This window comes from Staphylococcus sp. HMSC056G08 (genome assembly GCF_001812305.1).
GTDB classification, from domain to species: Bacteria; Bacillota; Bacilli; order Staphylococcales; family Staphylococcaceae; genus Staphylococcus; species Staphylococcus simulans.
In genome coordinates, this window is the sequence record NZ_KV808540.1 from 1 (window position 1) to 23,820 (window position 23,820).

Sequence of the window (23,820 nt, forward strand, 5' to 3'; positions counted from 1 at the left end):
TTCATAAAATCCCTCCGTATAGTAAAAAAAGCCGGCGCAGTGCGCCGACTTAGAAAAAAGTTGCTGCAAATCCTAATGCTCCGACTAATACAGTAGATATAGCACCAATGATTGCAACCCATATCTGCATATTTCCTTTTTGCCTTTCAGATACAAAGTTTTCAATCGAATCTAACCTTTTTATTGTTATATCAGAAGTATGTTCAACGTCTTTGATACGATTATTAAATCCTATAAGATTGTCGTTGATTTTTTCCAAAGTCTTATTTGTAGTTAATTGGCTTTGAATTAATGCATCGTTACTATCGTTTAATCGTGTGACCAGTAGTTTTAAATCGTTATGCAATGCTATATGCTTGTTATCTACTTCATTAATCTTCCCATCTATATTACGATTCGCTCTTTCCCATTCATGACGTAGTACATATTTATCTTCGCTCGGCATAAATTTCAAACCCTCCGAAAAACATCAGCACTAAATAAACCCCTGAAAGTGTAGCGAATTGAATAGGAGATAACCAATTAATTGCGTTGTAAACACTTGCACTTGTTATAATAAAATACATAACGAATGATATAAGACTTCCGATTGTGATTAGCCAATAACTTTTTTGATTTTGTTTAGGTAGTAAATAACTTGCACACATTAATAATATGCCTGAAAGTAAAAACAACACACCCCATATCCATATCGGTAATAGGTTGTGTAATTCTCTATAAAAAGCAGAATCGCCTAAAATCGAGTCTTGCTCAATTGTCCAGAACAACCCTCTCCACAACGTGAATAACCCTGTTCCGAATAATAGGGTGCTTGCTATCATCTCTGATAGATTCAGCTTTTTCATCCATTCACCTGCTTTCTAAAAAAGTTAGGGAAAAAGGCTATACCTCTTGCACCTCGCCTTTTACATATACTTCACCTTTCTCATCATACATTTCACGTTCAATATTTTGTTCCACAAAATAAGTTTTAGTCCCATTGTTCAAAATAGTAGCAAGCATATTTTGAACCTTACAAGCTTGGATCACTTGTTCTTTTTCTTGAAATTTATAAGCAGTATTAGGCGAAGCCCCTCTGACGAAGCCATTCGAATAATTTTGCATTAATGCACTCTCTTCTCCATATTTATTAATTTCCACTAAGTAAAATTCCTTGATTCTTTCCATAATAAATTCCTCCTAAAAATTTGTATAAAAATAGTGGTATAAGTTACTCACTTACACCACGGTCATTTTCATCAGTATTTTGTTTGTTTTCTAATTCCTCTTGATACAATGCGAACAAAATTGCATTATCTTTTTCCAGCTCAGTGATTCTGTTCAATAAGTTATTAATTACCTTGTTTGGATCTGCTTGTAATTGGTTATTTTGATTCATTTATTTGTTCCTCCAATTGTTTGATTTTTTCACTTTGTTCATTTGTAATGTCATTTAATTGCTGTATTGCTCGAAGTGACCATGAAACCATTTCATAAAGATTTACACCGTCTTTATGGATGAATTCAGGCGGTGTTTGGTAACCGTCGCCGATAATTAAACCATGATGATTGTATTCATCAGTGTTGAGCTCCTCTATACTATTTTTCTTGTATTTATATTGGTAAAGCTGCAATTCATTAGCAATAACATTTAATGCGTCATAATCCCATTTTTTTATATCTTTTTTGTAATCCACTAAAGATGAGTTATAGAATGCTTCAGCTCTAATAGGCTTATAACCAATATTACCGCCGTTATAAAGCAAGTTGTTAGTAACTCTTACTTCACCTGTTGATGTACCGATATAAAAATTAGTGCTTGTTGTACGGATACTTTCAGATTGTATCCACCTGCACTGTAAATCACCATATGTTGGATTACCGTTGTTATAACCTTTGTAGTCTGTGATACGAACTCGGTTATTTGCTTTAAGATATAAATATCCACTACGTGATTGAAAATCTCCATAAAAGTTTCTTGCGTGAAAACTACCTGTTCCAATATTTCCAAATTTATCTGTAGCGTATACGACAGGTTCATATTCCCCTTCTGTTTGTCCAGAAAAACCTGCTTTTTTAAATCTTAGTCCTGAGCCTGCCTGTCCTCTATCGTCATAGATTTCACCAAATAGCAATGTACCATCCGTATCTTTAGCATTGTCATTATCTTTGAGGTAAAAACTGAATTCGTTAGTACCTGGACGAGAATAAACTTGAGGTCGAATATATACAGATGCTTCCCAAGTTTCAATGTTTGTTGTATATCTGGATCGAGTATAGATACGACTATTTTCAGAGTGCAGGAATACAACTCCATAAGTAGACGAAAGGCGCACACCACGTGAATTATCATTAAATAAATCGTAATGAAATTCTAATGCACCAGCTTGTTCTGAACCGACGCCGCCGGACATCATTGTGGATAGTCCTTTTTCAGTCATATAAAGGTTATATCCTGTTTTTTTATTTCTGGAAAGAATATATCCATCTTTAATTCCAATTTCTGCACTAGGTGTATCAGTTACGCCGCCCCATGTCCTTGTGAATGTACCACGGGATAATATTTCTTGATTCTTGATTGATAAATAATTTGTACTATCCCCGCCGCGTATACCTAAGTTATTTACATTGATGTCTAAACCTTCTGGTGATAAGTTTAAACGATTAATGATTTCATCTTTACCGACCTTATTATTTACATTACCAGCTAACACTTGAAAATCTTTGTTCACATTGATGTTGACACGGTCACCCTTCAACATAATGCCATCGGGGCCAACTGTACTTGATGTAATATTGCCGTTTTCATCATAAGACAATGTAAGGCCGGTTGTTGTATTGACAGTTAAATCACTGACTACTTTCGACAATGTTTTTCTGCTTGCGTTAAATTCCTCTTTTGTTGCACGTGCATTGATGTCTCTACCATTTTGAGCAATTTCAGTATTAATAAGATTTAATTTAGCTTCATTTTCATTTTTGTACTTATCTGTATATGATTTGGCATTGTTTTCAGCCGTCATACCTAATAATTCTACATCTTCTGGAGCAGGTGACCAATCAAGCTCTTTCGAGCCTTTATATAAACTAACTTTACCTATAAATTGATTATTAGTATTCGACAAAATAACTATTAAAATATCTTCTCTATTACCAGTATTAAAACGTATAATTTTATCAGTTGTGTAACCAACAATTGTATAAGACCCTTTTTTATAAAAAACACCCACTTTAATTTCCGGGCTGCTTTCGTGTACGTTTAGAATATAGTCAGTGTCTTGTTCTAAGGCTGGATTACCACTGTTATCTCTATCATAAAAATAAAAATTGATCCTTTGGCTTGCATTTAACTCTACGTTATAAGGACCTTTTGCTATACCCGATGTACTATTTTGTACAGAAGAGTAGTACGATTGTATATAATTTCTATTTGTAGATTTGACTGAATCAATACCACTGGTATATTCGGATATACTCACTTTATCAGCTATTTGATTAGATAATTGTATACGTTGTGATTCTGCACTATTCAATTTAGAAATGATGTCGTCCACATCTGCAGTATATTGTTCATTTGATACTTTACTATCAATTTTATCTGATTGTATTTTTAGCTCAGAGGAATTGTTATTAACCTGTCTTTCTAATGGGGCGATACTATCATCATATAATGTGGTAATATCTTTCTTATCAGCCTTTAATGTAAAACCATCTTTAAGTTGCTGAATATCTGATGATTGCTGTATCTGTGTTGATGTGATTGGTTCTAGCATTTCATCCGTATAAGCTTGTGCTGCCTTTTGAGTATCTTCTGGCGCAGGTGTCCAGTCGGTTGGCATATTACCTTCTTCTAATTTTACCCACTCGATGTTTGATTTCACTCGGGTATCACTCGGATAGTTATATAATCTAATATTATCTGTGATAAATGTGTCGTCGTTTGCTTCAAATGTCACTTTATATAATTCATCTGAAATCTTATCTGCATTCGATGTTATAAAGTATCTACCGTTATCACGTAAAATCGCTAAACCACCATTGGAATTTTCTACATTGCCTTTTACTGTGATTGTGTATGTTTTTCCAACTTCAATTGGTTTAGAAAGTGTGTAATCAGCAATTAAATAGCTTGAATTAGAATATGGCACATCGCTTTTTAAAACTAAGTTCCTTCCACCGACTTGAATACCGTCCACCTTAGCACTAACTTCGCTTATACTGTTGCTTAGCTCATTTTTTGTTTGTATGAGCTTACTATCAACTTGACCGTCAATAAGCTGCTTCAGTGCGTCGTCTTGACCGTTAATATAGGTTTTCAACGCGTCTTCTAATTCTTGTTGACTTGGAATATTAGCAAGTAATTGACCTGTTTCAGCATTCCATGTGCCACCGATTCCTTCGGCTACTTTAGACATTGCATCATTGAATTTCTCATCTGTGTATTGAGATTGCAGTAATTTGAAACGATCATCTATTGCAATCTTAGCGTTTTCTAATGAGTTGTACAGTGTTTGTAGCAAGTCACTGTATTTTAAAAACAGTGCTTGTGTATCGACAAGTTTACCGATTGTCGCTGTTTCCGGTGTCATACTTTCAAGGTTTGTCTTAATTGCATTATAGACGTTGATTGTATTATCTAAATTTTGTTGAACTTGTTGTTGCAATGCAGTATCGACAAGGTATTCACTGTCTATAACTTCATATACTTCACTTAATAACTTGCTGTGTTGAATGTTCAGGTTTATAAATGTGTTATTTAAATCATCGTACAAAGCTTTCTCGCGTGTAACTGCGTCAATATCATCAGCTTTTTCGGCAGTCGCATTTATCCACTGTCCGTTCCAGTATCTACGTAACACTGCTACTTTAGGATTACTAGTGTCTAACCACAACATATCATTGACTGGATTTTCCGGCGCATCTTGCGACTTAATAATTTTCTTTTCGAAATACTGTAATTGACTGTTGGTCTCCCTAACAATAGTATTTACATTGCTGAAGTTATCATTCATTCGTTGTCTAATATTACTAAGATGCTTATAAAACTCTTGTCGTAAATCATCTTCACGATATTCTTTATACTCGCCAAAGGAATATGTTGATTCTTTAGTAACCATGTCATAATCTTCAGCGATTACTTCAGCTTCTAAATACAACGGAGGCGTAAAATCTCTATCTTTGATACGTACCATATCGCCGATATGAACAACTTCATGTGGTTGGTATTCTTTTATATCTAGAGATGTTACTTCATAACTAATTTTTTCTTTTTTACGTTTGTTCAATTCAGTTGTACCTAATGAACGTAATCGTGCTTCAGTCATATTCTCATCTTCAGTTTCAGGTGCATAGATACCCCAAATATATCTTCCTGGCAATCCAAATTGCGCTTGGGCTTCATCATCTTTGACGGTTAAAGTAATACGTGATCCATCTTCTTTTTCAGGACCCACACATAATAATGCGGTATTAACTTCGCTCATATCAACAATTCGCTTTAAACCAGTTAAGTCTTTACCTTTAACTATTTCTTTACCTTGAAATATAGGATTTCGCTTACGCAGCACAACGTAGCGACCATCAACTGTATTACTACCTAACTCGATATAAAAATCAACTATCATATCGTAAGTCGTACACAATTGCACCAGTATATCGTAACGTGTATGAAAACCAGTCCATGATGTCGTACGTATACCCCCATATTCAGTAGCTTCTGACACTTGCCATCCCGTATCTTTCAATACATCATATAAGGCTTCTGTGGTTGTCTTTTTCTCAAAGCTCCCTGGTGCATAAGGAGGCGCACCGGTTATATCTTCTAAATATGAAGCTGTTGTTTCTATTTCAGTATATCCATCCATATCTTGTGAAATATGTTCGATAATAAATTCTCTATACTGACCAGTGCTATCTTGAATAATGACTCTATAATTCTTTTGCATATTTATAGCTCGTTCTGACAGTATTGTAAAGTCAAACGTTTCTGAGCGATTATTAATATCACGGTTATGTTTTGCGTTAATAATTGATGCGTCATCTTCGGAAATAAAGTCTATAATTTTATCTTCATAGTCTAAAATATGCAGCAAATTGCAACCTCCTTTCTATAAATATCTATCTTGCCAACGAACCGTTGTATCAAATGTATTTAACGGTGAGATAATTAATTCTGTATGCCCTTTTTCTACATTGAAATAGTTAGAACCAAAAGTTTTTTCAGATAAAAAAGGCTCTTCATTTACTAATACATTATGATTACGCATATCAATCAAAATTTCATCGCCTTTTTTGATAATCATATCTCTTGCCCCTTTAGGTTTAGGCAATAGCTCTCTCGTATAAGTACCGAAAATATATAGCGGCATGACTGGATTATTACCATTCTTAGCAGAATATAAAGATAACGAAGCAATAGGTCGTGTGTAGAATTTACCGCTATCCATATAAATTTTTTCATGCTGATCAAACGCGATTTTTCTTAACGGATAAGGAATCTCTCTATATTTCCAGGTTTTTATTTTAAATTGATTGCTACGACGTTCCAACTTAATATAGACCACAAACTCATCCTTGTTGTATAAACTAGGATTGTTTTTATAGTCGTATATCTTAACTTGGTCGCCATTTTGGTTAAACAGTGTAACAATGATACGTCCTGTGTTTGAGTTGGCGTTAGGATTACTGTAACCAATTGAAGCGATCACTCGTCCGTCTGTATCGTAGAGGTACTGTGCGAAGTGTACTGCGCCTTTACGACGTTGGTTTAGGCCAAACTTAACAGTCGTTGAAAAGTCTTGAGCGCTCGCATAATTGACAAAGCTACGTTTATACATAGCGCCCTGCCAACCACTACCCGTTACGCTTTCTGTGTTTAGGTAGAATGACTCCTTGCTTGAAGATTGACTGAAAGCACCACCAACGTCACCGCCTGTATGGTTATCAGTGAAGTCTTTGGCATCTTGTTTATTCCAGCCTTTAAACACGCGCAATTCATCACCTAAAATGAGTGGTGAATAGTCATTGAGTGGTTTATCTACATCATCGTCACCAATCATAAAATAGTCCTCATCGCCTTTGGCAATTTGGAAGAAGTTAGCATTTTTTAATGCCCTCGCTTCTATTGTGACGGGTGTATCAGCTGTACCGTTATTCACAATAGACACTTGGTCTGATATAGCAGTGTTGTAGTTGCCGGTTGCTGCATACTTGTATGGGTCTACCAAAACAACCTTTATAACAAATGACAATACTCCTCTAGGTGTCTTATCAATTTCTACAGGACCTTCAAAAAAAGCATTCCAGTACCAATCTTGTGTCATGAATTGTAATGGAACTTCATAATCATAATCAAAGAAACGTACTATCTCATTTAAAATATCATCGTGTTTTTTCATTCCACCGTGTGAGAGATGTTCATTACTTACTATTAAAGGTAAGTCAAATTCATAACCTTTCACCTCTCTCTTTTTAAAAACTGAACCTTTTCTTCCCGGTACATCTTCAGTTTCTATTTCAAAATTAAAAGAGGGTATTTTAAACCCTCTTTCTACTACTAACCATGGAATTGTTTTATTATTAACTTTTATTGTATCTAGCATTTTAAACTCCTCCAGGATTAAACCTTCTATGTCTTTGTTTTTGTCTATTATAATCATCTATTGCGTCAAAAACTTGTTGTTTATGTGCGTATTTATCAATGACTGGTTCATAATCCTTATCTGCAATTGTGTCACCAGCACTAACCAATCTAGCAAGCAAACCAATTACTTTATCCATTTTCTTCTCTAAGACACTCACTGTATGACCATCATCAGAAAGGTTATTGACACTTTTCAATTGGCTAGGACGTTTGTTTTTACTAATATCCTTATTAGCCAATGCAAGTAATTTAGCTGCATCATCTGCTCGTTTTGGGTCAGTAGGTATTATCCATTCAGGGTACCCTTCTTCGCCTAAATGATATAAGCCATTGTGGACGAGTCCACCTGTCGCATACCCATGTCCACGTCCTATTACTGATAATATACTACCTCCATATCTAGCTTTTGCATAACGCATACCAGCAATTAAGTTATCTAGACCATTCATGATATTACCATGTCCTGGTAATTTAAAAGCATTAAATGTACCAGGTTTAACTTGCACAAGCCCCATTGCACGACCGTCCGCTAAACCATCAGTACCACCGATAGCCTTAGCATTTCCACCTGATTCTGTTTGAATCTGTCTCGCCCACGCATTTACGTATGCTTGAGATGTAGGCAAACCGGCTAATTTTAATGCTTGTCGAATATTGCCATTCCATTTTCCTGATTTACCGCCGATACCTTTACCATTTTTCTTTAACCAGCTAAGCGGTTCTACAGAGTTACTGTTGGATTCTCCGCCCTGATTGACTTGGAAGTGAAGATGTCGATAATTAGTCATTGAACCCGTGTTACCTGATTTACCAATAAGTTGTCCTGCTTTAACTTGTTCTCCTGTCTTCTTAAGTTGCTTACTAAGATGCATGAACCATAAAAATGTTTTACCTTTTGAAACAGTGATAGCATTACCGCCGCCGTAGTTATCGTACCAACTTCTAACTCGACCAGCCATCGGTGTACGCACAGGCGTACCAACAGGCATGTCATAATCGACACCGTGATGGACTCCGCCATTGAAAGGATAATTAGGATTCGGCGGATATGGCGGAGCAGAATATTTTTGTAGAATTCCATATCCTTCAAACACAGATCCATCTCCTGCTTGAGCCTCAAACCCACCTTTAATCCAATCTAGTGCTCCTTTTTTTATTTTTTTCCATGCAGCACGTGTAATATCTCCAACGATACCCATACCTTTTGTAAGAGAACTAAAGTCAATACCCATCATGGAAAGCACTTTGTTAAGTAATTTTCCTGGTTCGTCCATGTAGTCCATAACATCTCCGATTTTTTCAGAGAGCCATTTTGCACTATTGCCAACAACTTTACCGGCACCTTTCAGTTTATCTCCAACCCAATCTTTAGCGTTGCCAAACCAAGTACCTGTACTAAGTCTAGGAATCGTACCTAAATTAAATCTAGGCGCCATACCTGCACCTTCTGCCTCTTCATAACGTTGTCTCATGCTACCACTTATTACTCTTGAATTTTTTGGCAACCATGTCATTGTATCTTTTGCTGGCGTCATAGCCATTCGTCCATTAGGATACTGTATTAATTCACGACGACCGTCTTTACCTTTTCCGTTACCCGGTCCTCTATCACCCACAATAGCCATAGTGCCATCTTTTAATCGACCATCAGATGTTGTTCTAACGTGGCGATTAATTCTTTGTGTACCAGTTGATAATTTAGGTATTTTAGGCAAGCTCAACTTAGAACCTACCCAGTTTAAGCCCTTGATAAGACCATTCAAACCTTTTTTGATAGCACTTACCATGCCGCCGATATGATCTTTAATTTTACCAATGATATTAGCTAATCCATCACGCATGTTTGTAAAAGTCTTCTTAACAGAACTCCATAACGCACTAGCAATACCAGTTACAGATTTCTTTATTCCTTGCCAGATACCTGTTACTTTTCTCTTAACATTATTAGTTATATCACGAGTACCGTTGTATAAATTATTAAAAGTCTTCTTGACTGACGCCCATAACTGTGAGGCGTATCTAGTTACTGTGTTTTTAATATTTCTCCAAGTGTCTGATAACCATCTACGTAAGCGACTAAAAATATTACGAACACCTTTGGATAAAGCATTAAATGTATTACGTACGCCGGTCCATAAGCTTTTAGCATATTTTACAACGGTGTTCTTTATATTCGACCATGTTTTGACGACAAAACTTTTTACAGCAGTAAATATTTTGTTCACAGTATTTTTAACTGCGGTAAAGTAACGTTTAACTCCGTTATAAATAAATTTAACTGCTCCGACGATAGTATTTTTTATACCATTCCATATATACTTAATAAATTTTGCCACGGCACCAAATATCGTTTTAGTGATACTTAATATCCGTTTGAAAATCGTGCTGATAATAGACCAAATAAACTTAAGGACTGTAGTTATTACACTTCTGATATGTTTAAAAGCAGAACTTATAACACTTTTGAAAAGTCCGCTGAATATCTTAACTACTTTAAGTATTTTACCGATAAACCAAAGTTGGATAAGGTTCCATATAAGCGTTAATGCACCACTGAATACTTGTTTAACACCATTCCAAACTTGCTTCCATTGGCCAGTAAATAGTCCGCTGAATATCTTAACAATACCTAAAATGATATCCAAAGCTCCATTGATAATATTTTTGATATTATTCCAAGTATCAACGATTAATATCTTGATTAGTGGCCATAAAAACTTCATTACATTCCATATAATTCCCATTGCTATTTTGATAATTGGAACTATAACATTCATAAATATAGTTTGAACAAGACCGCCTAACTCTTGTAAAATAGGCCATAAAAAGTTCTTAATCTCTATAAAGACAGTCGATATGACACTCCAAATATTGGCTAATGCTTGGATGATAGTATCTCCATTTTCCTTCCAAAAATCAGATAACTTCTTACCTATTTCTTGTATATATGACCAAATACCTTTAAAAGCGTCTATAAATACTTGTCTAATTTGCATTAAAGTAACGGTCACTTTTCTAGCAGTTTCTTTAGGCATAATCTTGGATAATAAATCCACTGTTGGTAATGTTTTACCAGATAATAAACTTCCTAAAGCATTAAATATTTGGTTAGCAACATCCCACATCTTTTTTAGGCCATTCATCACTGGATCTATTACAGAGTGAACTATATTTCTGAATGTTTCAGATTTTTTATAAGCAATTACAAATGCTGTACCGATTGCTACTATTGCTGCAATTGCTAAACCTACTGGACCAAGCATGAATTTAAAAGCTCCACCTACTAAAGTCAAGCCTTTAGCAGCAAACGGCGCTTTGGTTCCTAAGAAATTCATTACGCCACCAGCTTTAGCTATGCCTTTCATCACAGGACCTAAAGTAGTCATAATGCTGCCTAGTGCTGCGGTAAACGCACCTGTGGTTAAGATTAAAGGACCTAAAGCTGCAGCGAATATACCTAACCCTACTACTCCGGTTTTCACCCAACCAGGCATATTTGTAAACTTATCAGCTAACATTGCAAGAAAATCAGCGGCTTTACGTATATGTGGTGCTAGAACATCACCTATACTAATCGCCATTGATTCGATAGCTGACTTCATTTTTCGAATCGAACCGCCAATGCCGCCTTCCATTTCGTCACTCATACGTTTAGAAGCACCTGTTGAGTTATCAATAGACTTAGTTAGTTTTTTGTAATCTTCGTCAGACGCGTTGATGATTGGTAAGATACCACTCATAGCCTCTTGTCCAAATAATGTTTTTACTGCAGCTGATTGTTGTGCTTCGGATAATCCGCCGATACTTTCCCTTAATTGGTCCATAATATCTCTGAAAGGTAACATTTGTCCTTGGCTATCAGTGATTGTAATACCCAATTTTTCCATTGTTTTTTTAGCCTCACCACTCGTTCCGGTCAGCCTAGTCATCATAGTTTTTAGAGCTGTACCCGCTTGCGATGCTTTTACACCTGAATTAGCCATTAATCCCAATGCGATAGATGTATCTTCTACAGAGAATCCGAACGACCCAGCAACTGGTGCAACATATTTAAATGCTTCACCCAAACCATGAACATCAGTATTTGCTTTTGAGCTTGTTTGAGCTAAAACATCAGCAAAATGACTACTGTCTTTGGCTTTTAATCCAAACGCACTCAATCCATCTGTAACAATGTCACTGACTTGCGCTAAATCTTCACCTGATGCAGCGGCTAATTGCATAACACCATCGATACCGCCTAACATATCTTTGGTATCCCAGCCGGCTAAGGCCATATAGTTAAGAGCTGCTGCTGATTCAGATGCACTAAATTTAGTTTTAGCTCCCATTTCAAGGGCTTTATCTCTTAATTGTTGGAATTCTGAACCAGTAGCACCAGATGTAGCCTTCACTTTTCGCATTGAATCATCAAAATCAATACTCTTTTTAGCAGCAGCACCAAAACCTGCAACAATAGGAGCAGTAACATACATAGACATGCTACGTCCTACAGATTGCATTTTTTGACCTATTTCTTGGAATTTAGGTCCTATTTCAGAGAACTTACTACCTATCTTTCCCATAGTAGTATTCATAGCTTGTTGTTGTCGTTCAAGAGCTCTCAATTCTTCAGTTGCTTCTTTCAGTTCTCTTTCATACTTATTTAATTCGGCGTATGCTTCATTATAGTTTGCAGCTGCTGCTTGAGTTTTCGCGCTATTTTCCCCAGTTTCTTTAGATAATTTGTCATATTCTTGTTTTAACTCTTTTACTTTTTGAGCTTGTACACGCTGTTTTTTAGTTAACCCCTCTACTTTAACTTTAGATTTTTCAAGAGATTGATCATAACGACCAAATTTTGATAAATTAGCACTCATTTCACGAGATACCATGCGCATTTGTCGATTTAATCCGGCCATTCCTTTATTAAAACCTGAGCCATCTAAATCAACTCTTATGACCATATTACCTATTGGGTTCCCCATACACTAACCTCCTTTCTTTAAAAAATATCTGCAAAGCTTTTTGCTTTTTTCTTGCTTTCCACTTTGCTGCTTACAATTTCTAAAAAGAAATGAATAGGCATATTTGCTACTTTTTCAGCATCCATACCATCTTCAATCAACTTTTTTGCAAGCTTCATATAGTTGTTATATCTGCCTTCAGGAGTTAAATCTTCAGGGTTTATTTCTTCTTCTCTGTCACGAACTTTTTTGTATCGTCTAAATCTCCTGAAATAAGTGTTTCTAAAACAGTAACTAAAGTACTAAGACCTTCAGCGCCTGCTGGAATACCTTTTTGCAACTCCTCTGATGTGAATTGGTTATCAAATCCTTCTGCTACAAATGCTGTAACTTCATCTAAAACTTCAAATTGTTCTGAAACCAATTCTTGATACTCTTCAACTTTAGCTTGATATTCTTTTTGTTCTGTTTCACTCAACTTGTCAAATTCCTCTTGTGTTAAATCTTCAAAATCCGGTTGTTTAAACGTTTTTGTTAGTTTTGTAGATAACTTTGAACCTTGAATTGTGTCAAAAAGTGACATCATCGGCTTTGCTAAGTATTTTTTAGTCTGTGGTTTACCTGTTTTTGTATATCCTGTAATAAGTTCAATTGATGCTCTTGTCATAATTATATTCCTTCTTTCTGATTTTAAATTTTTCATTAAAAAAAGAGGGGAATTCCCCTCTTAAAGTTTTATAGTGATTGTAATTCTTCTGAGTCCTCTGGTGATGTGCTATCTTTCATTGACTTAACAACTGTTTCACTTTCACTTGGTGCTAATGAGTTGATAAAATCTTCATAAGTTTTTCCGAATGTTTCTAAGAAAACATAGTCGCGACCTTTTGTAGAACCTTTATCATCATAACCAGTCACATGCGATGATTCATCATATAAACGGTCTACAAATGAACCTTCAACTTCATCATTTTGGAATTCAACCTTATCTTGTTTTGATTGTCCTGATAATGATGGACGCGTAAATTTACCTTTAAATAGTCCCACCCATTCAGATGAGCCATCATGGTTTGTACGCTCGAATACTACCGCTACATCTGGTGGAATATCATTCGCTCCGTATTTATATCCTCCGTCACCTTTTTTAGCACCGGATAAGAAAGCTTTTTGATCTGCAGGGATGGAAACGAAAGTTGTTTTAACTGATAATTTACCGTTAGAAACAGCAGTTGCTGCAACCATATTATCTCCATATTCTTCTTCCACTTCTTGTGGTCGGTCAACTTCGATTTCTTTCAAGAAACGTGTACGAGAACCTGGTTTTACTTCCCAGTTTTCACTTGTATCTTTAACAATAGGCGCCCAATAGAAATTTGTAACACCAATTGCAATACCGGAAACTCCTGTATCCTTTTCTGCAAAATGCTGTAAATTTAACTTTAATTTTTCCATAAAAACTCCTCCTAAATAAAAAGAGAACCATTTGCACGAATTATTTCACGAAACGTCATTGTTTCTACTTCGTACAAGGGTTCTCTATAATATGATTTAAAATCTAATTCCTTTAATCTTTTTGCAATTCGTTCAGCTTGCTCGCTTGGCTCATTTTCAGACCACCAAATATCTACTTGAACATCGTATTCTCTAGTCATTTCTTCATTGTCAGCATATTCTTCAGGATTAAAAGGCAAAGGAAATATCCTAACAATTGGTTTACTAGTCTGTGTATGAAAGTTTTGAGGTACTACATACCTAAAAACATTATCTTTTATAGTAATCCGCTCATCTTTAATGATTTCATTATAGATTAATTCGGTTATACTCATTTAATCACCTTCTTCATGGCACTTAACATCTTTCGATAAACGAGTTGTCTATTGTTTTTCTCTGTCTTAGTAATCCATAATTGCGGACGTTGATACATGGTTCCAAACTCTGTTGCGTGTATACGATGTGAATAACCTTTTTCGTAACCTACAACAATGTACTTTTCATAACTGTTTTTATCAGTCCTTACATTAGAAATAGTTACGTGACTCTTTGCATGTTTTTTTCTATCGCTGACGGGAGTGGTTCTAGCTAATTCAGGTACTAACGCTTGAGCTGCTTCTCTTAACACTTGATTTTGCTTAGCATTAAATTCAAGCTGCTTTCTAACAAGACCTTGCTCAATGTCATTTTTTTCAATTTTAGCAGGCATTATAAAATAACCTCACAATATACTCGAATGAAAGCTTTATCTTGATAATCCTTCTTTACATAAATAATGTCATACCTTTCACCTTCATGTAACACATAGTGCTTGTTATTTGGCTTATATTCACCACGAGGATCTCTAATGATAATAGTTTTAATAAATTTAGATCCTGTACTGATACTTGTTTGTGTGTCTGATTCTCTCGCGTCTTGAATGGCTGCATAACAACTATATAATTCTTGTGGGACAGGTTTTTGTGGTAAGCCGTTAATAGATTTACTTATGTCTTCACAAAAAGTAACCCGCTCGTTTAATCTATTTGAATTGAATTTCATATGCATCCCTCAACTTATGAACTACACTTAGAACCATATGTGGCGCATAATTCAAATCTCGTTCTTCAAAAGCAATACGATTTTCAAAATAATAAGCGGTCAAAGGATATACAGCCGCTCTAAACAACGGTTGTTCCTCCAACCACTCTATATCATCTGTAACTGCATTAGCTATATCGTATTTTGCCCAATTGTAGTATTCTTTGAGCAAGTCATCTTCAGAATTGTGGTCGATTTTACAATGCTTTTTTAAAAGTGTTAAGTCCACCACACTTCACCTCTAGTCATCAATTCTAGTTAACATACCATTTTTAGGTTTGCCATTTTTGTTAACTTCATTTGCACGTTTCACAGTCATTTCTACTTCTTCACCCTTTTGCAAGGTACGTTTTAATTCTTTATCAATATATGCTTGATTCACTTTATATTTAGCCATGTTCTATTCCTCCTTATAAAGTTTGTACTTCTTCAGTTGCTTCATCTTTAAAGTGAACAACCACTGCTGCTTTATAATCTAAGATACGGCAATCTTGACGAACAGCAACCATCAAGCACTCACCGAAGTGCATATAGTCTGTCCATTGAGCTTGGTACTGTGAACGATCAAATAACACAATAGCATCTTTTAAGTTACCAATAATTAACGTTTCCGCTCCAGAATCTCCTAACATTTCATCAGGTAAAATCTCTACTTTAGCACCTAACAAACGTTGTTGTGTTTTCTCTTTAACATCCGGTTGAATTAAGTAATTACCATTTTTGTCTTTCAACTTGTCTAACTTAGCAAACAATGTTTGTGATACAATCGCCACATTATGTTCATAGTTAGGTTTCACATTTAAATTAATTGCATCTTTTAAGCCATCGATACCTGCAGCCTCAACAGAACGTAATTTTGTACTGTCTCCATTTTCTCCTGGCCCTCCATTCTGGATTACATCAATAATAGCTTGGTTTCGTGTTGCCGCAATCGTACGAGCCATCCATAATTTTAATTCTTGTAGCACATTGACTTTCGCATCTTCAATTGCTTCACGTGAAATTCGGAAATAACCACGGCGTGTTTTGATGTCATATGCCAGTTGGAAGAATGGCTTAACTGCTAACTCAGGATTTTCAGCAAGTTCTTCAACTTCTGGTAACGCTGCAACTTCTGATTGTCGTACAACTGGATATTTTCCAGAACCATTATTAACTTTCTTAACTGTTACATATTTATCTAAGTTAAATTCAACTTCTTTAAGTTTTAAAATATCAGTCACAATTTCTTCTGGAATGACAACGAAACCAGAATCTGTTTTTAATGATCCACCTTGAATGTCATCTCGAGTTTCAAGATAATTTTGGAAATCCCTAACTTCTTGTGAAGTTACTTGTGTTTGTTGCCCAGGAATAGCTAAATCGAAAACATTACCATATTTACCCATTGAACGTACATTCACATTACCTTCAGTTTGACTTGGTTCTGTATTTCCTTCGTTACTTTTATTATCATCATCTTCTTTAATTTTAGATAATTCTTCTTCTTTTTCTTGAATTTTTTTGCGTAATTCTGCAATTTCCTGTTCAAGTTGTTCTGCTTTCTCCAACTCATCATTATCTAACGCACGCGTAGCGATTTTTACTTTTAGGTCAATTTGACGTTGTGCATCTTTAATCGATGCTTGTAGTTTTTGTTTTTTATTCATTATAGAACCTCCAATTTTTAATATTAAAAAAAGACATCATCTTATAGACATGTCCTAGGTTGTATTTTTTATGGTGTTCAACTTCACCGAATATTATTTTTGATTAGCATATTCATTAATTTTGTTTCTAAGTTTGAACTTGCGTTTTTCTCGTTCAAAATTCTCTATACTTCTAATTGCTGGTTTAACATCAGTATCTTTATAGGCTGGGTAAGTAACCACCGATACATCAGTTAATTGACTGATGCTTTTTAAAGTACGTTTATAAATACCTTCTTGCTCATCATAACGCAGTTCATCGCCTTTCTTATCTAACATAAAACCAAATGAACATTGATTTATGTTACCAAGGCGCATATTTTCGTATAAATCACGTGCGAATGTTGTATTAGGTAACTCACAACGATATTTTAATCCAACATCATCTACTCGAAGTGCTAAGGTACCAGCACTTGTTCTTCCAATGATTTGCGATGGTTGATGGTCGACTAAACAACGTACATCAGATAAGTCTGTGTTTCTTAATGCTTCTTTAGAGATTGTTTCTTTGAAACCACCTAAATCTTCTGACCATGTATCAAACTTTAACGCATAACCTTCAATAATCATTTTTTGGTCATCACTAGTCCTTACCTCATCAACAACGCCTACTCTGATTTCTTTATCCATTTTGTTCACCACCTTTCAGTTTGTTGTCTGTACCTTTCGATTTATTCATTTGGTACTCATCTACCAGACTGATATTCACATGGTTTAAGTCAACGCGATGAATACTGCCGTGTCCACCAGGAATAGGTGGTAAGCCATCACGCTTTCTAATTTCATCAATATTTGTTTTTCCACTATCCAAGTTGATTTTATCTATTTCTGCTTGTGTTTTTTCATCTACCACACGAATTTCAGTAGTGTCAAAGATAAACTCTTTAAAATCATCTGTGATTTCATCATTAAACTTAAAGTTTAATTCTGCACATACACATGTTGTATAAGGTTTTAATGTAGATAAATAGTCTAAATTAGCATCTGTGATACTCATATTAGTTGTTTCTACACCAAATTTATGAAGGGGTATCCCAAATACTCCGGCAATCTCTCGAGTAGACGACTTATTTTCTCTAATAAGTTTCAAAACCTCTGTATCTACCTCAAGTTGATCGAATGTCATTGATTCATCTAGAACAACAACCTTACCTGCCTGTTTAGTACCACTGAAAGCTCTATGGAATTCTTCCCTTGCTCGGTTTCTTGCTTTCTTATCATTTAAAACGCCTTTCATTTTAAGAATACCGCCTGCATGTGTACCATTTCTCAGAAAATTATTAAGAAAATCTTTACCATTATTATCTGCATCAATGGTTTTGTTGAGTGTATCTAATAAAGATAAACCATTAATACCATCTAATGAGTAAAATTTTATATCTAACATATCATCAAAATTAATTTTTCGTTCAATCATCTTTCCATTTTCAGTGATTGTTCTAAATTTATAATAATAATAACCACCATCTGATACTTTCAATTGAACTTCTGATGTTTTTCTAAAAACTAACGCTTCTGGTAACCCCAATTTATCTCTGATAATTTCTACATAACCATGAGATGTTAATAGTGCATTGATAAACACAACTAATTTAAAGATATAGCCGTTATATACTGCATTTGGTCTTGTATTCAACAAGTGAGTAATACGATTATTATAATCTATTTCTCTGTTTTCCATTAGCCTGATGGGCATACGAGCCAAATCAGATGCAATCATTGTGACAGCAGTAAATACATCACTGTGTTTAATAGCATCAACAGACGCATATTCACGAATATTACTCCCTTGAAATCCTGGCAATGTACTAACCATCATTTGCAAGTCTTCTTCGTTGTACTGTAAATCTCGTTTTTCTGCTTTATAGAAAATACCCACTTATTTATCCCCTTTCTTTAGACTCATGATCGATAATTAACGCAATCAGAATCAAAGTTAAACCTGTAGCAATTAATCCGAAAACTAAACCAAAGCCGATATACATTGCAATATTAACCACAGTTAAACCTATTAAAAATAAGATACTGACGATATTAACAATTAGCAATTTCAAAAAAATATATATCTTATTAAAATTCATTTACTCACCACCTAGAAGCCAAATTCAGCACTTTCATAAATAGATGACCAATCAATTTCAAATTCATGCATACGTGCTTCACTAAATGCTGTGATTATTGAAATAATAGGGTCAATTTTTTGTCTGTTGATACGTTTATCAATTTTCACATTATCTTCGTAATCAAAAGCTAATACTGCGTTATTCACTGCTATTGTTAGCAAGTCATTACCAAAATGTTTTAATCGCCTTTCAGCTATCCACATTCTGAATTCTTTTATGGGCTGTGAAAGTTGTTTAAAGTTTTGGCCTACTTCAATTAAATCCCAATCAATCATCATTGTTTCTAGGGTAGTGATAAAAGATTGTGCATTCCAAGGATCATAACAAACAGCTTTAACATTGAGATTGTATTTGTCTATGATATCTGCAATAAATTCAATAACTTGTCGATAATCAATCATTCCAGAAGGTGAACGGGTTGTTTCTGCCTCTCCATTATGAATAACTTTTTGATAGTCAATCTTATCTCTTTTTGATTTTTGCTCTAATGTAGTTCGTAAACCTATAAATGAGTGACTATCAATCAACATTGTTTTATCTTCTTGCGGAAATAGGAAACCTACACTGGTTAAATCATCTAACCTTGAAAGGTCAACCCCAATATAAACATCGCTTCCATATATTTTTGATACGTCTTTCTCAATTTCCGCATTTTCCCACTCTCGGATGTTTATTATGCTATCTTCTTTATTAGCTTGCCAAAGATTGAAGTTTTTAATTAGTATTTTATGGAATGATGTCCCTTTTTCTAACTCATCTTGAATATCCGCTTTAATGTTACGAAGAATTGTATCCCTATGTTCATCTGATTCCAACAAAGGCATTGCTTTAATCCATAAAGATTCATCATTTACCTCATCTTCTGAATCCATTTCTGCACAATATACGAAGTAATTATCCGCTTTGACCTCTCCAGATAAAATATTATTGATGTATTTATACTCTTGATACATTTGACTATTTAAATTATCACCTGCTGTAGATATTAAGAGAGTAAGGGGATTCTTTTGAAGCGTCATACCTGTTTTAAACCTTGAATACATCTCATCATCCGGCATACTGGCCAATTCATCTAAAATCGCAACGGTAGGGTCTTTACCATCAACCGCATCTGGATTATTAGAAAGCGGTTCAAACACACTCTCTGATGTTATATGCGCAAGGTCTGTTTTACGCGCTTCTGTAGATTTACGGATTAAATCACTTTTAGAACGTAGTAATTTAATTTGTTGACTTGCCATTTTAAAAATCGTCTGTGCTTGTTTATACGTCGAAGATGATACATATATTTGACGATTATATTTAGGATATTGACCAAATAACAATTCATTCAGTGACATACCTGAGACAATTAATGACTTACCTTGTTTTCTTGCCATACTAATATAAGCTTTCGTAAAACGTCTGAAACCACCGCGTCTACGCCATCCATATATACTACCTACAATGAACTTTTGAAATAGCATTAAAGGCATAGGTTGATTTGTTTTAGGATCAGGAAGCATTTCTATAAATTTAATAGCTTTATTTGCTTGGTCAACATCGAAATAACAATCTAATGGAGCATTTTTCAAATCATCTAAGTGTCTTTGAGCCACTGCTATATTTTTCTTACTTGCTAAGATTTCTCCACTAACAACTTTCTTAGCGTATAGTGTTACAAAATCTATCATTGAGCATCACTCGCAAATTGTGCAAATGGGTCGTCCTCTTCTTCCTCTTCAGGAACAACTATTCGCAGTCTACTATCAATAGTTAATCCTAATGTGTTGGCTGTTTGCTGCATACGAATACCCGCCTTCTCTTTTACATTGAAAGCGGGATTGATCTTCATATTACCTCGTGTGTCTTCAATCATTAGTTCTTCTTTTTCTAAAATTAAACTTGCTTTTACAAAATCACTATAGAAACTACAATATTGTGCAATTTGACCTTTATCTAAGTTAGAAATTGGTAATTCTTGCATATGAGGGATAATCCGTAAGTATTCCTCTCTTGCAATTTCATCTAAAAAGCTTGGTGGTGTAGAATCTATTTTGGAGAATTTACTCAACTGTGTTTCTTGTCGTTCTTTTTCGATAATTTCTTCTTTTGTATAATTTTTATTGGAATTCATCAATAATTTTTTAGGTCTACCAGCCAAATTTAGCACCTCCTAATAAAATTTCTAGATAAAGGGAATTTTTTGAGAAGAAAACTCTGCCTCGTTCTCGAGTAGTTTAATATTACACCCCGTTATTTCCTGTGGGGGACTTCACTTTGTTCTCTTTTCGTTTTTCTGTTGTGGCATTCATTGCATAATGGTTGAAGGTTTTCTTTTTCCAATCTTTTCGACCAATCTATTTTTGTTGGTATGATATGGTCAACAACATTTGCTTGCCTTCCACATTGTCTACACAAGTAATGATTATCTATCATCACAAGTTCCCTCATGTTCTGCCATTGTTTTGATTTATAAAACCTTAAGTATTCTGGGTCATTTCTTTGTCTCAAATCATTGTATTTACCGTTAATATAAGTCTTATGCTTGTTGCAATATGTTTCATTGTGGCTTATCAACGTATTACATGTTGGGTGACTACATCTACGCATTATCCCAATTGCTTTCACCTTCTTAATGAATTAATATCAATTACTAAGTCTTTATCTCTGTTAGCAATCAACAATTGATTACCAATAACATCATGTACAATATATCTTTCTTTCTCATACGTAACAGTATCTCCTACATCAATTAGGTTATGCATGTTAGGTTGATAACTATTTATATTGATACCAGCGACTGTATCTAGCGTTATGTTATTCAATGTAGCTAACGCTGTTAAATCTTCTAACACATCTCCTAACATAACTGTAAGTTCTTCATTACCTATTTTATCAGTATCATTGTTATATACATCAGCAATATTACCTACTGATGTCATCAGATGCAGTATATGATGTTGTTTGTCTTTAGGTTTCTTTAGAGACTGATACTTATTAAGTTCCATTGTTCACCTCATAATAAAAGAGACACACCACGTTAGTGATGTGCCTCAGTTATAATATAGTATTGATCGCGCGTGTCTTTGCAAATTGATAATATTGTTGTAACTCAATTATATAAAATTAATTCAGCTAAACAAAACAGTGTGTAATCTGTGTAAAGTGTGTAATCTGTGTATTCTGTTACCCTTGCACTTTCATATATACATCTACTATCTGATTTATTCTGCTATATATATTCTTTCTGCTGGACTTCATAAACACTTCAATAGCGGTTATACTTTCTCCTTGTTTGAGTAACTGTAAAATATGATAGTTCTTATCGTTAGTAATCAGATGTTCATACTTATCGATAAACGTCACCTTATCTATAAGGTCTTGTGTCTTACGTCTATCTTTATCATTCTGTATAACCCTTACTAAAACTTTGTTACCTGTAGTCCCTTGAGCTTTAGGCATTGATGACTCAATACCATATTGACCGATAGATGTACTATCATACTCATATACTTGATGATCAATCAATCTGCGCATCCAATGATAATCTGTAATCAATTGTTTTACTTCGGTTGGCGTATACATGTATAACCTCCATTGATGAATGATGTATACGTCAATCATAACATTTTATTATAACTTTCGCGATGTGTGATAACCTAACGTTATAATAATTTGTTGAAGATATCTTCTTTAACTGCTTCTAGTGTATTCAACTCGTCTTCTAATTTATTCAAATATTGTTGTTCCTTTTTAATACTGTTTTCTATACATTGTACTTCTTCTTCGCAGAACTCTATACGTCCTTCAATCTTTTTAATTAACTTTAAGTAATAATCTCTCTTATTCATTTTCTTCCATTCCTTTCAATCAATTTTTCTATTATATTATCCCTCAACTCCAACTCTTCATACAACTCTCTATTCGCCATATAAAGCACAAGAGAGAGGAGAGCGAAGAGAATGGTTAGTGCTATCCACATTTATACATTACTCCAATCTATAATGAGTTCTTTCTCCGGAAATTTTCTAATATTTACACCTCCATATCCTTCTTCAAAATGAATATAGGCTTTAACCCCTTGTTTTTTATAATGATATATAACTGCTTGAATAGTATCATCATTAATTCTTCCTGCATCATTAGAAATAAGAGTGAGTTGTAAAGCAAAAACACTTAAAGATACTCTGTATATACCATTATCAATTGCCTGCTTAATTTGTTCGTCAATATATTCAATACAATAATGATAACCCTTTATAAGAAGCTCTCTTTCATTTTCTTTCGTTTTATCAAAGTCTAATTTTTTGTTCTCTTCGTTTACCTTCTCGCCCACATCAATCACTCACCTCTGCTTTTAAATCATTAAGATGTATATGATCGTGTATGTCGAAGTCTGCAGGTACTTCCACATCATCATTCTGTGTTACGTGAACGATAAGTTGTTCAGTGATGTATTTAGCTGTTTCGTATAGCGTAAGCGTTAAGATTAGTTTGAGTATTGGTTTAATCATATTCAAGACTCCTTCTTATTATGCGTAAAATCTACTACATATTTGTTAATACCTGTGATGTTTTGGTTAGGCTCAATAATTTTAACTTGATAAGTGTCTTTGTATTCTTCAATTATCTTTTGTAATTCTTCATCAGTAGTTTTTTTATTAGGAGATACATACATCGTTGAATGCAATGAATCTACAAACAGATTTATTTTGGTTTTTCTGTTTTTAAAAAATATAAATTCTTTTACAAGATTCGCAATCATGAGCAATGCAAATATCCCCCATGTTAAATATAAAAATATAATTCCCATTATTTTTTACCTCCTAAAAGCAAGGCGGACGAACCGCCAAGCTGATTAATATCCTGTGCTTCCGAACCCGTTTGTACCA

At 34.6% G+C, this 23,820-nt stretch carries 27 protein-coding genes and 1 pseudogene; all 28 read right to left on the reverse strand.

What is annotated here, in order from left to right; all coding sequences use genetic code 11:
- Positions 1-49: 49 nt before the first annotated feature.
- Complete coding sequence (locus tag HMPREF2846_RS13305; protein ID WP_070469052.1) at positions 50-445, reverse strand: hypothetical protein; 396 nt, start codon at positions 443-445, stop codon at positions 50-52.
- Entirely contained in the window at positions 429-845 is a 417-nt protein-coding gene (locus HMPREF2846_RS13310) for a hypothetical protein (protein WP_070469054.1), read from the reverse strand. Before HMPREF2846_RS13310 ends, HMPREF2846_RS13305 begins: the two co-directional genes overlap by 17 nt.
- Positions 846-882: 37 nt before the next feature.
- On the reverse strand, positions 883-1,167 hold the full coding sequence (locus tag HMPREF2846_RS13315) for a hypothetical protein (RefSeq protein WP_060804518.1): 285 nt from the start codon (positions 1,165-1,167) through the stop codon (positions 883-885).
- A 43-nt stretch (positions 1,168-1,210) separates the two neighbouring features.
- Entirely contained in the window at positions 1,211-1,378 is a 168-nt protein-coding gene (locus tag HMPREF2846_RS14520; protein ID WP_155974680.1) for a hypothetical protein, read from the reverse strand.
- Positions 1,365-6,071 (reverse strand): phage tail spike protein, encoded by a 4,707-nt coding sequence (locus HMPREF2846_RS13320; protein ID WP_070626836.1) that lies wholly within the window; start codon positions 6,069-6,071, stop codon positions 1,365-1,367. Before HMPREF2846_RS13320 ends, HMPREF2846_RS14520 begins: the two co-directional genes overlap by 14 nt.
- A gap of 15 nt (positions 6,072-6,086) precedes the next feature.
- Positions 6,087-7,580: a phage distal tail protein gene (locus HMPREF2846_RS13325; protein ID WP_070626837.1), complete on the reverse strand. Its 1,494-nt coding sequence runs from the start codon at positions 7,578-7,580 to the stop codon at positions 6,087-6,089.
- A gap of 1 nt (position 7,581) precedes the next feature.
- On the reverse strand, positions 7,582-12,588 hold the full coding sequence (locus HMPREF2846_RS13330; protein ID WP_070626839.1) for a phage tail tape measure protein: 5,007 nt from the start codon (positions 12,586-12,588) through the stop codon (positions 7,582-7,584).
- A 17-nt stretch (positions 12,589-12,605) separates the two neighbouring features.
- Complete coding sequence (gene gpGT, locus HMPREF2846_RS14290) at positions 12,606-12,728, reverse strand: phage tail assembly chaperone GT (protein ID WP_105978203.1); 123 nt, start codon at positions 12,726-12,728, stop codon at positions 12,606-12,608.
- A gap of 59 nt (positions 12,729-12,787) precedes the next feature.
- A complete protein-coding gene (gpG, locus tag HMPREF2846_RS13335; protein ID WP_060804529.1) occupies positions 12,788-13,234 on the reverse strand; it encodes a phage tail assembly chaperone G in 447 nt (148 codons plus the stop codon).
- Between the two features lie 95 nt (positions 13,235-13,329).
- A pseudogene (locus HMPREF2846_RS13340) lies at positions 13,330-14,016 on the reverse strand (major tail protein); the annotation flags it as partial.
- An 11-nt stretch (positions 14,017-14,027) separates the two neighbouring features.
- Positions 14,028-14,390, reverse strand: a complete 363-nt coding sequence (locus HMPREF2846_RS13345; protein ID WP_060804532.1) for a DUF806 family protein — start codon at positions 14,388-14,390, stop codon at positions 14,028-14,030.
- Positions 14,387-14,764 carry an HK97-gp10 family putative phage morphogenesis protein gene (locus HMPREF2846_RS13350; RefSeq protein ID WP_060804534.1) on the reverse strand — a complete coding sequence of 126 codons (378 nt, stop codon included), beginning with the start codon at positions 14,762-14,764 and terminating at the stop codon, positions 14,387-14,389. Before HMPREF2846_RS13350 ends, HMPREF2846_RS13345 begins: the two co-directional genes overlap by 4 nt.
- On the reverse strand, positions 14,764-15,096 hold the full coding sequence (locus HMPREF2846_RS13355; protein WP_023016039.1) for a phage head completion protein: 333 nt from the start codon (positions 15,094-15,096) through the stop codon (positions 14,764-14,766). The genes HMPREF2846_RS13350 and HMPREF2846_RS13355 overlap by 1 nt, the downstream gene beginning before the upstream one ends.
- Positions 15,077-15,367 (reverse strand): head-tail connector protein, encoded by a 291-nt coding sequence (locus tag HMPREF2846_RS13360; protein ID WP_070626841.1) that lies wholly within the window; start codon positions 15,365-15,367, stop codon positions 15,077-15,079. Before HMPREF2846_RS13360 ends, HMPREF2846_RS13355 begins: the two co-directional genes overlap by 20 nt.
- 9 nt (positions 15,368-15,376) lie before the next feature.
- On the reverse strand, positions 15,377-15,532 hold the full coding sequence (locus HMPREF2846_RS14525; protein ID WP_023016041.1) for a hypothetical protein: 156 nt from the start codon (positions 15,530-15,532) through the stop codon (positions 15,377-15,379).
- A 13-nt stretch (positions 15,533-15,545) separates the two neighbouring features.
- Entirely contained in the window at positions 15,546-16,784 is a 1,239-nt protein-coding gene (locus HMPREF2846_RS13365; protein WP_023016042.1) for a phage major capsid protein, read from the reverse strand.
- Between the two features lie 93 nt (positions 16,785-16,877).
- Complete coding sequence (locus HMPREF2846_RS13370; RefSeq protein WP_023016043.1) at positions 16,878-17,453, reverse strand: HK97 family phage prohead protease; 576 nt, start codon at positions 17,451-17,453, stop codon at positions 16,878-16,880.
- Complete coding sequence (locus HMPREF2846_RS13375) at positions 17,446-18,702, reverse strand: phage portal protein (protein ID WP_023016044.1); 1,257 nt, start codon at positions 18,700-18,702, stop codon at positions 17,446-17,448. Before HMPREF2846_RS13375 ends, HMPREF2846_RS13370 begins: the two co-directional genes overlap by 8 nt.
- 4 nt (positions 18,703-18,706) lie before the next feature.
- On the reverse strand, positions 18,707-18,877 hold the full coding sequence (locus HMPREF2846_RS13380; protein ID WP_226956288.1) for a hypothetical protein: 171 nt from the start codon (positions 18,875-18,877) through the stop codon (positions 18,707-18,709).
- 38 nt (positions 18,878-18,915) lie between these two features.
- Positions 18,916-20,619, reverse strand: coding sequence for a terminase large subunit (locus HMPREF2846_RS13385; protein WP_070626843.1), 1,704 nt, complete (start codon positions 20,617-20,619; stop codon positions 18,916-18,918).
- The gene (locus HMPREF2846_RS13390) at positions 20,616-21,089 is read right to left on the reverse strand and encodes a phage terminase small subunit P27 family (RefSeq protein WP_023016047.1); all 474 of its coding nucleotides are present in this window, start codon (positions 21,087-21,089) and stop codon (positions 20,616-20,618) included. Before HMPREF2846_RS13390 ends, HMPREF2846_RS13385 begins: the two co-directional genes overlap by 4 nt.
- A gap of 92 nt (positions 21,090-21,181) precedes the next feature.
- The gene (locus HMPREF2846_RS14955) at positions 21,182-21,547 is read right to left on the reverse strand and encodes an HNH endonuclease (protein WP_070626853.1); all 366 of its coding nucleotides are present in this window, start codon (positions 21,545-21,547) and stop codon (positions 21,182-21,184) included.
- A 5-nt stretch (positions 21,548-21,552) separates the two neighbouring features.
- Positions 21,553-21,936, reverse strand: a complete 384-nt coding sequence (locus tag HMPREF2846_RS13400) for a nucleoside triphosphate pyrophosphohydrolase family protein (RefSeq protein ID WP_070626849.1) — start codon at positions 21,934-21,936, stop codon at positions 21,553-21,555.
- Between the two features lie 178 nt (positions 21,937-22,114).
- The gene (locus tag HMPREF2846_RS13405; protein WP_023016050.1) at positions 22,115-22,513 is read right to left on the reverse strand and encodes a hypothetical protein; all 399 of its coding nucleotides are present in this window, start codon (positions 22,511-22,513) and stop codon (positions 22,115-22,117) included.
- 80 nt (positions 22,514-22,593) lie between these two features.
- The gene (locus HMPREF2846_RS13410; RefSeq protein ID WP_023016051.1) at positions 22,594-22,779 is read right to left on the reverse strand and encodes a hypothetical protein; all 186 of its coding nucleotides are present in this window, start codon (positions 22,777-22,779) and stop codon (positions 22,594-22,596) included.
- 131 nt (positions 22,780-22,910) lie between these two features.
- Positions 22,911-23,264 carry a hypothetical protein gene (locus tag HMPREF2846_RS13415; RefSeq protein WP_070626850.1) on the reverse strand — a complete coding sequence of 118 codons (354 nt, stop codon included), beginning with the start codon at positions 23,262-23,264 and terminating at the stop codon, positions 22,911-22,913.
- 1 nt (position 23,265) lies between these two features.
- Positions 23,266-23,442: a transcriptional activator RinB gene (rinB, locus tag HMPREF2846_RS13420; protein WP_070626851.1), complete on the reverse strand. Its 177-nt coding sequence runs from the start codon at positions 23,440-23,442 to the stop codon at positions 23,266-23,268.
- 2 nt (positions 23,443-23,444) lie between these two features.
- On the reverse strand, positions 23,445-23,741 hold the full coding sequence (locus HMPREF2846_RS13425) for a hypothetical protein (protein ID WP_070626852.1): 297 nt from the start codon (positions 23,739-23,741) through the stop codon (positions 23,445-23,447).
- Positions 23,742-23,820: the final 79 nt, after the last annotated feature.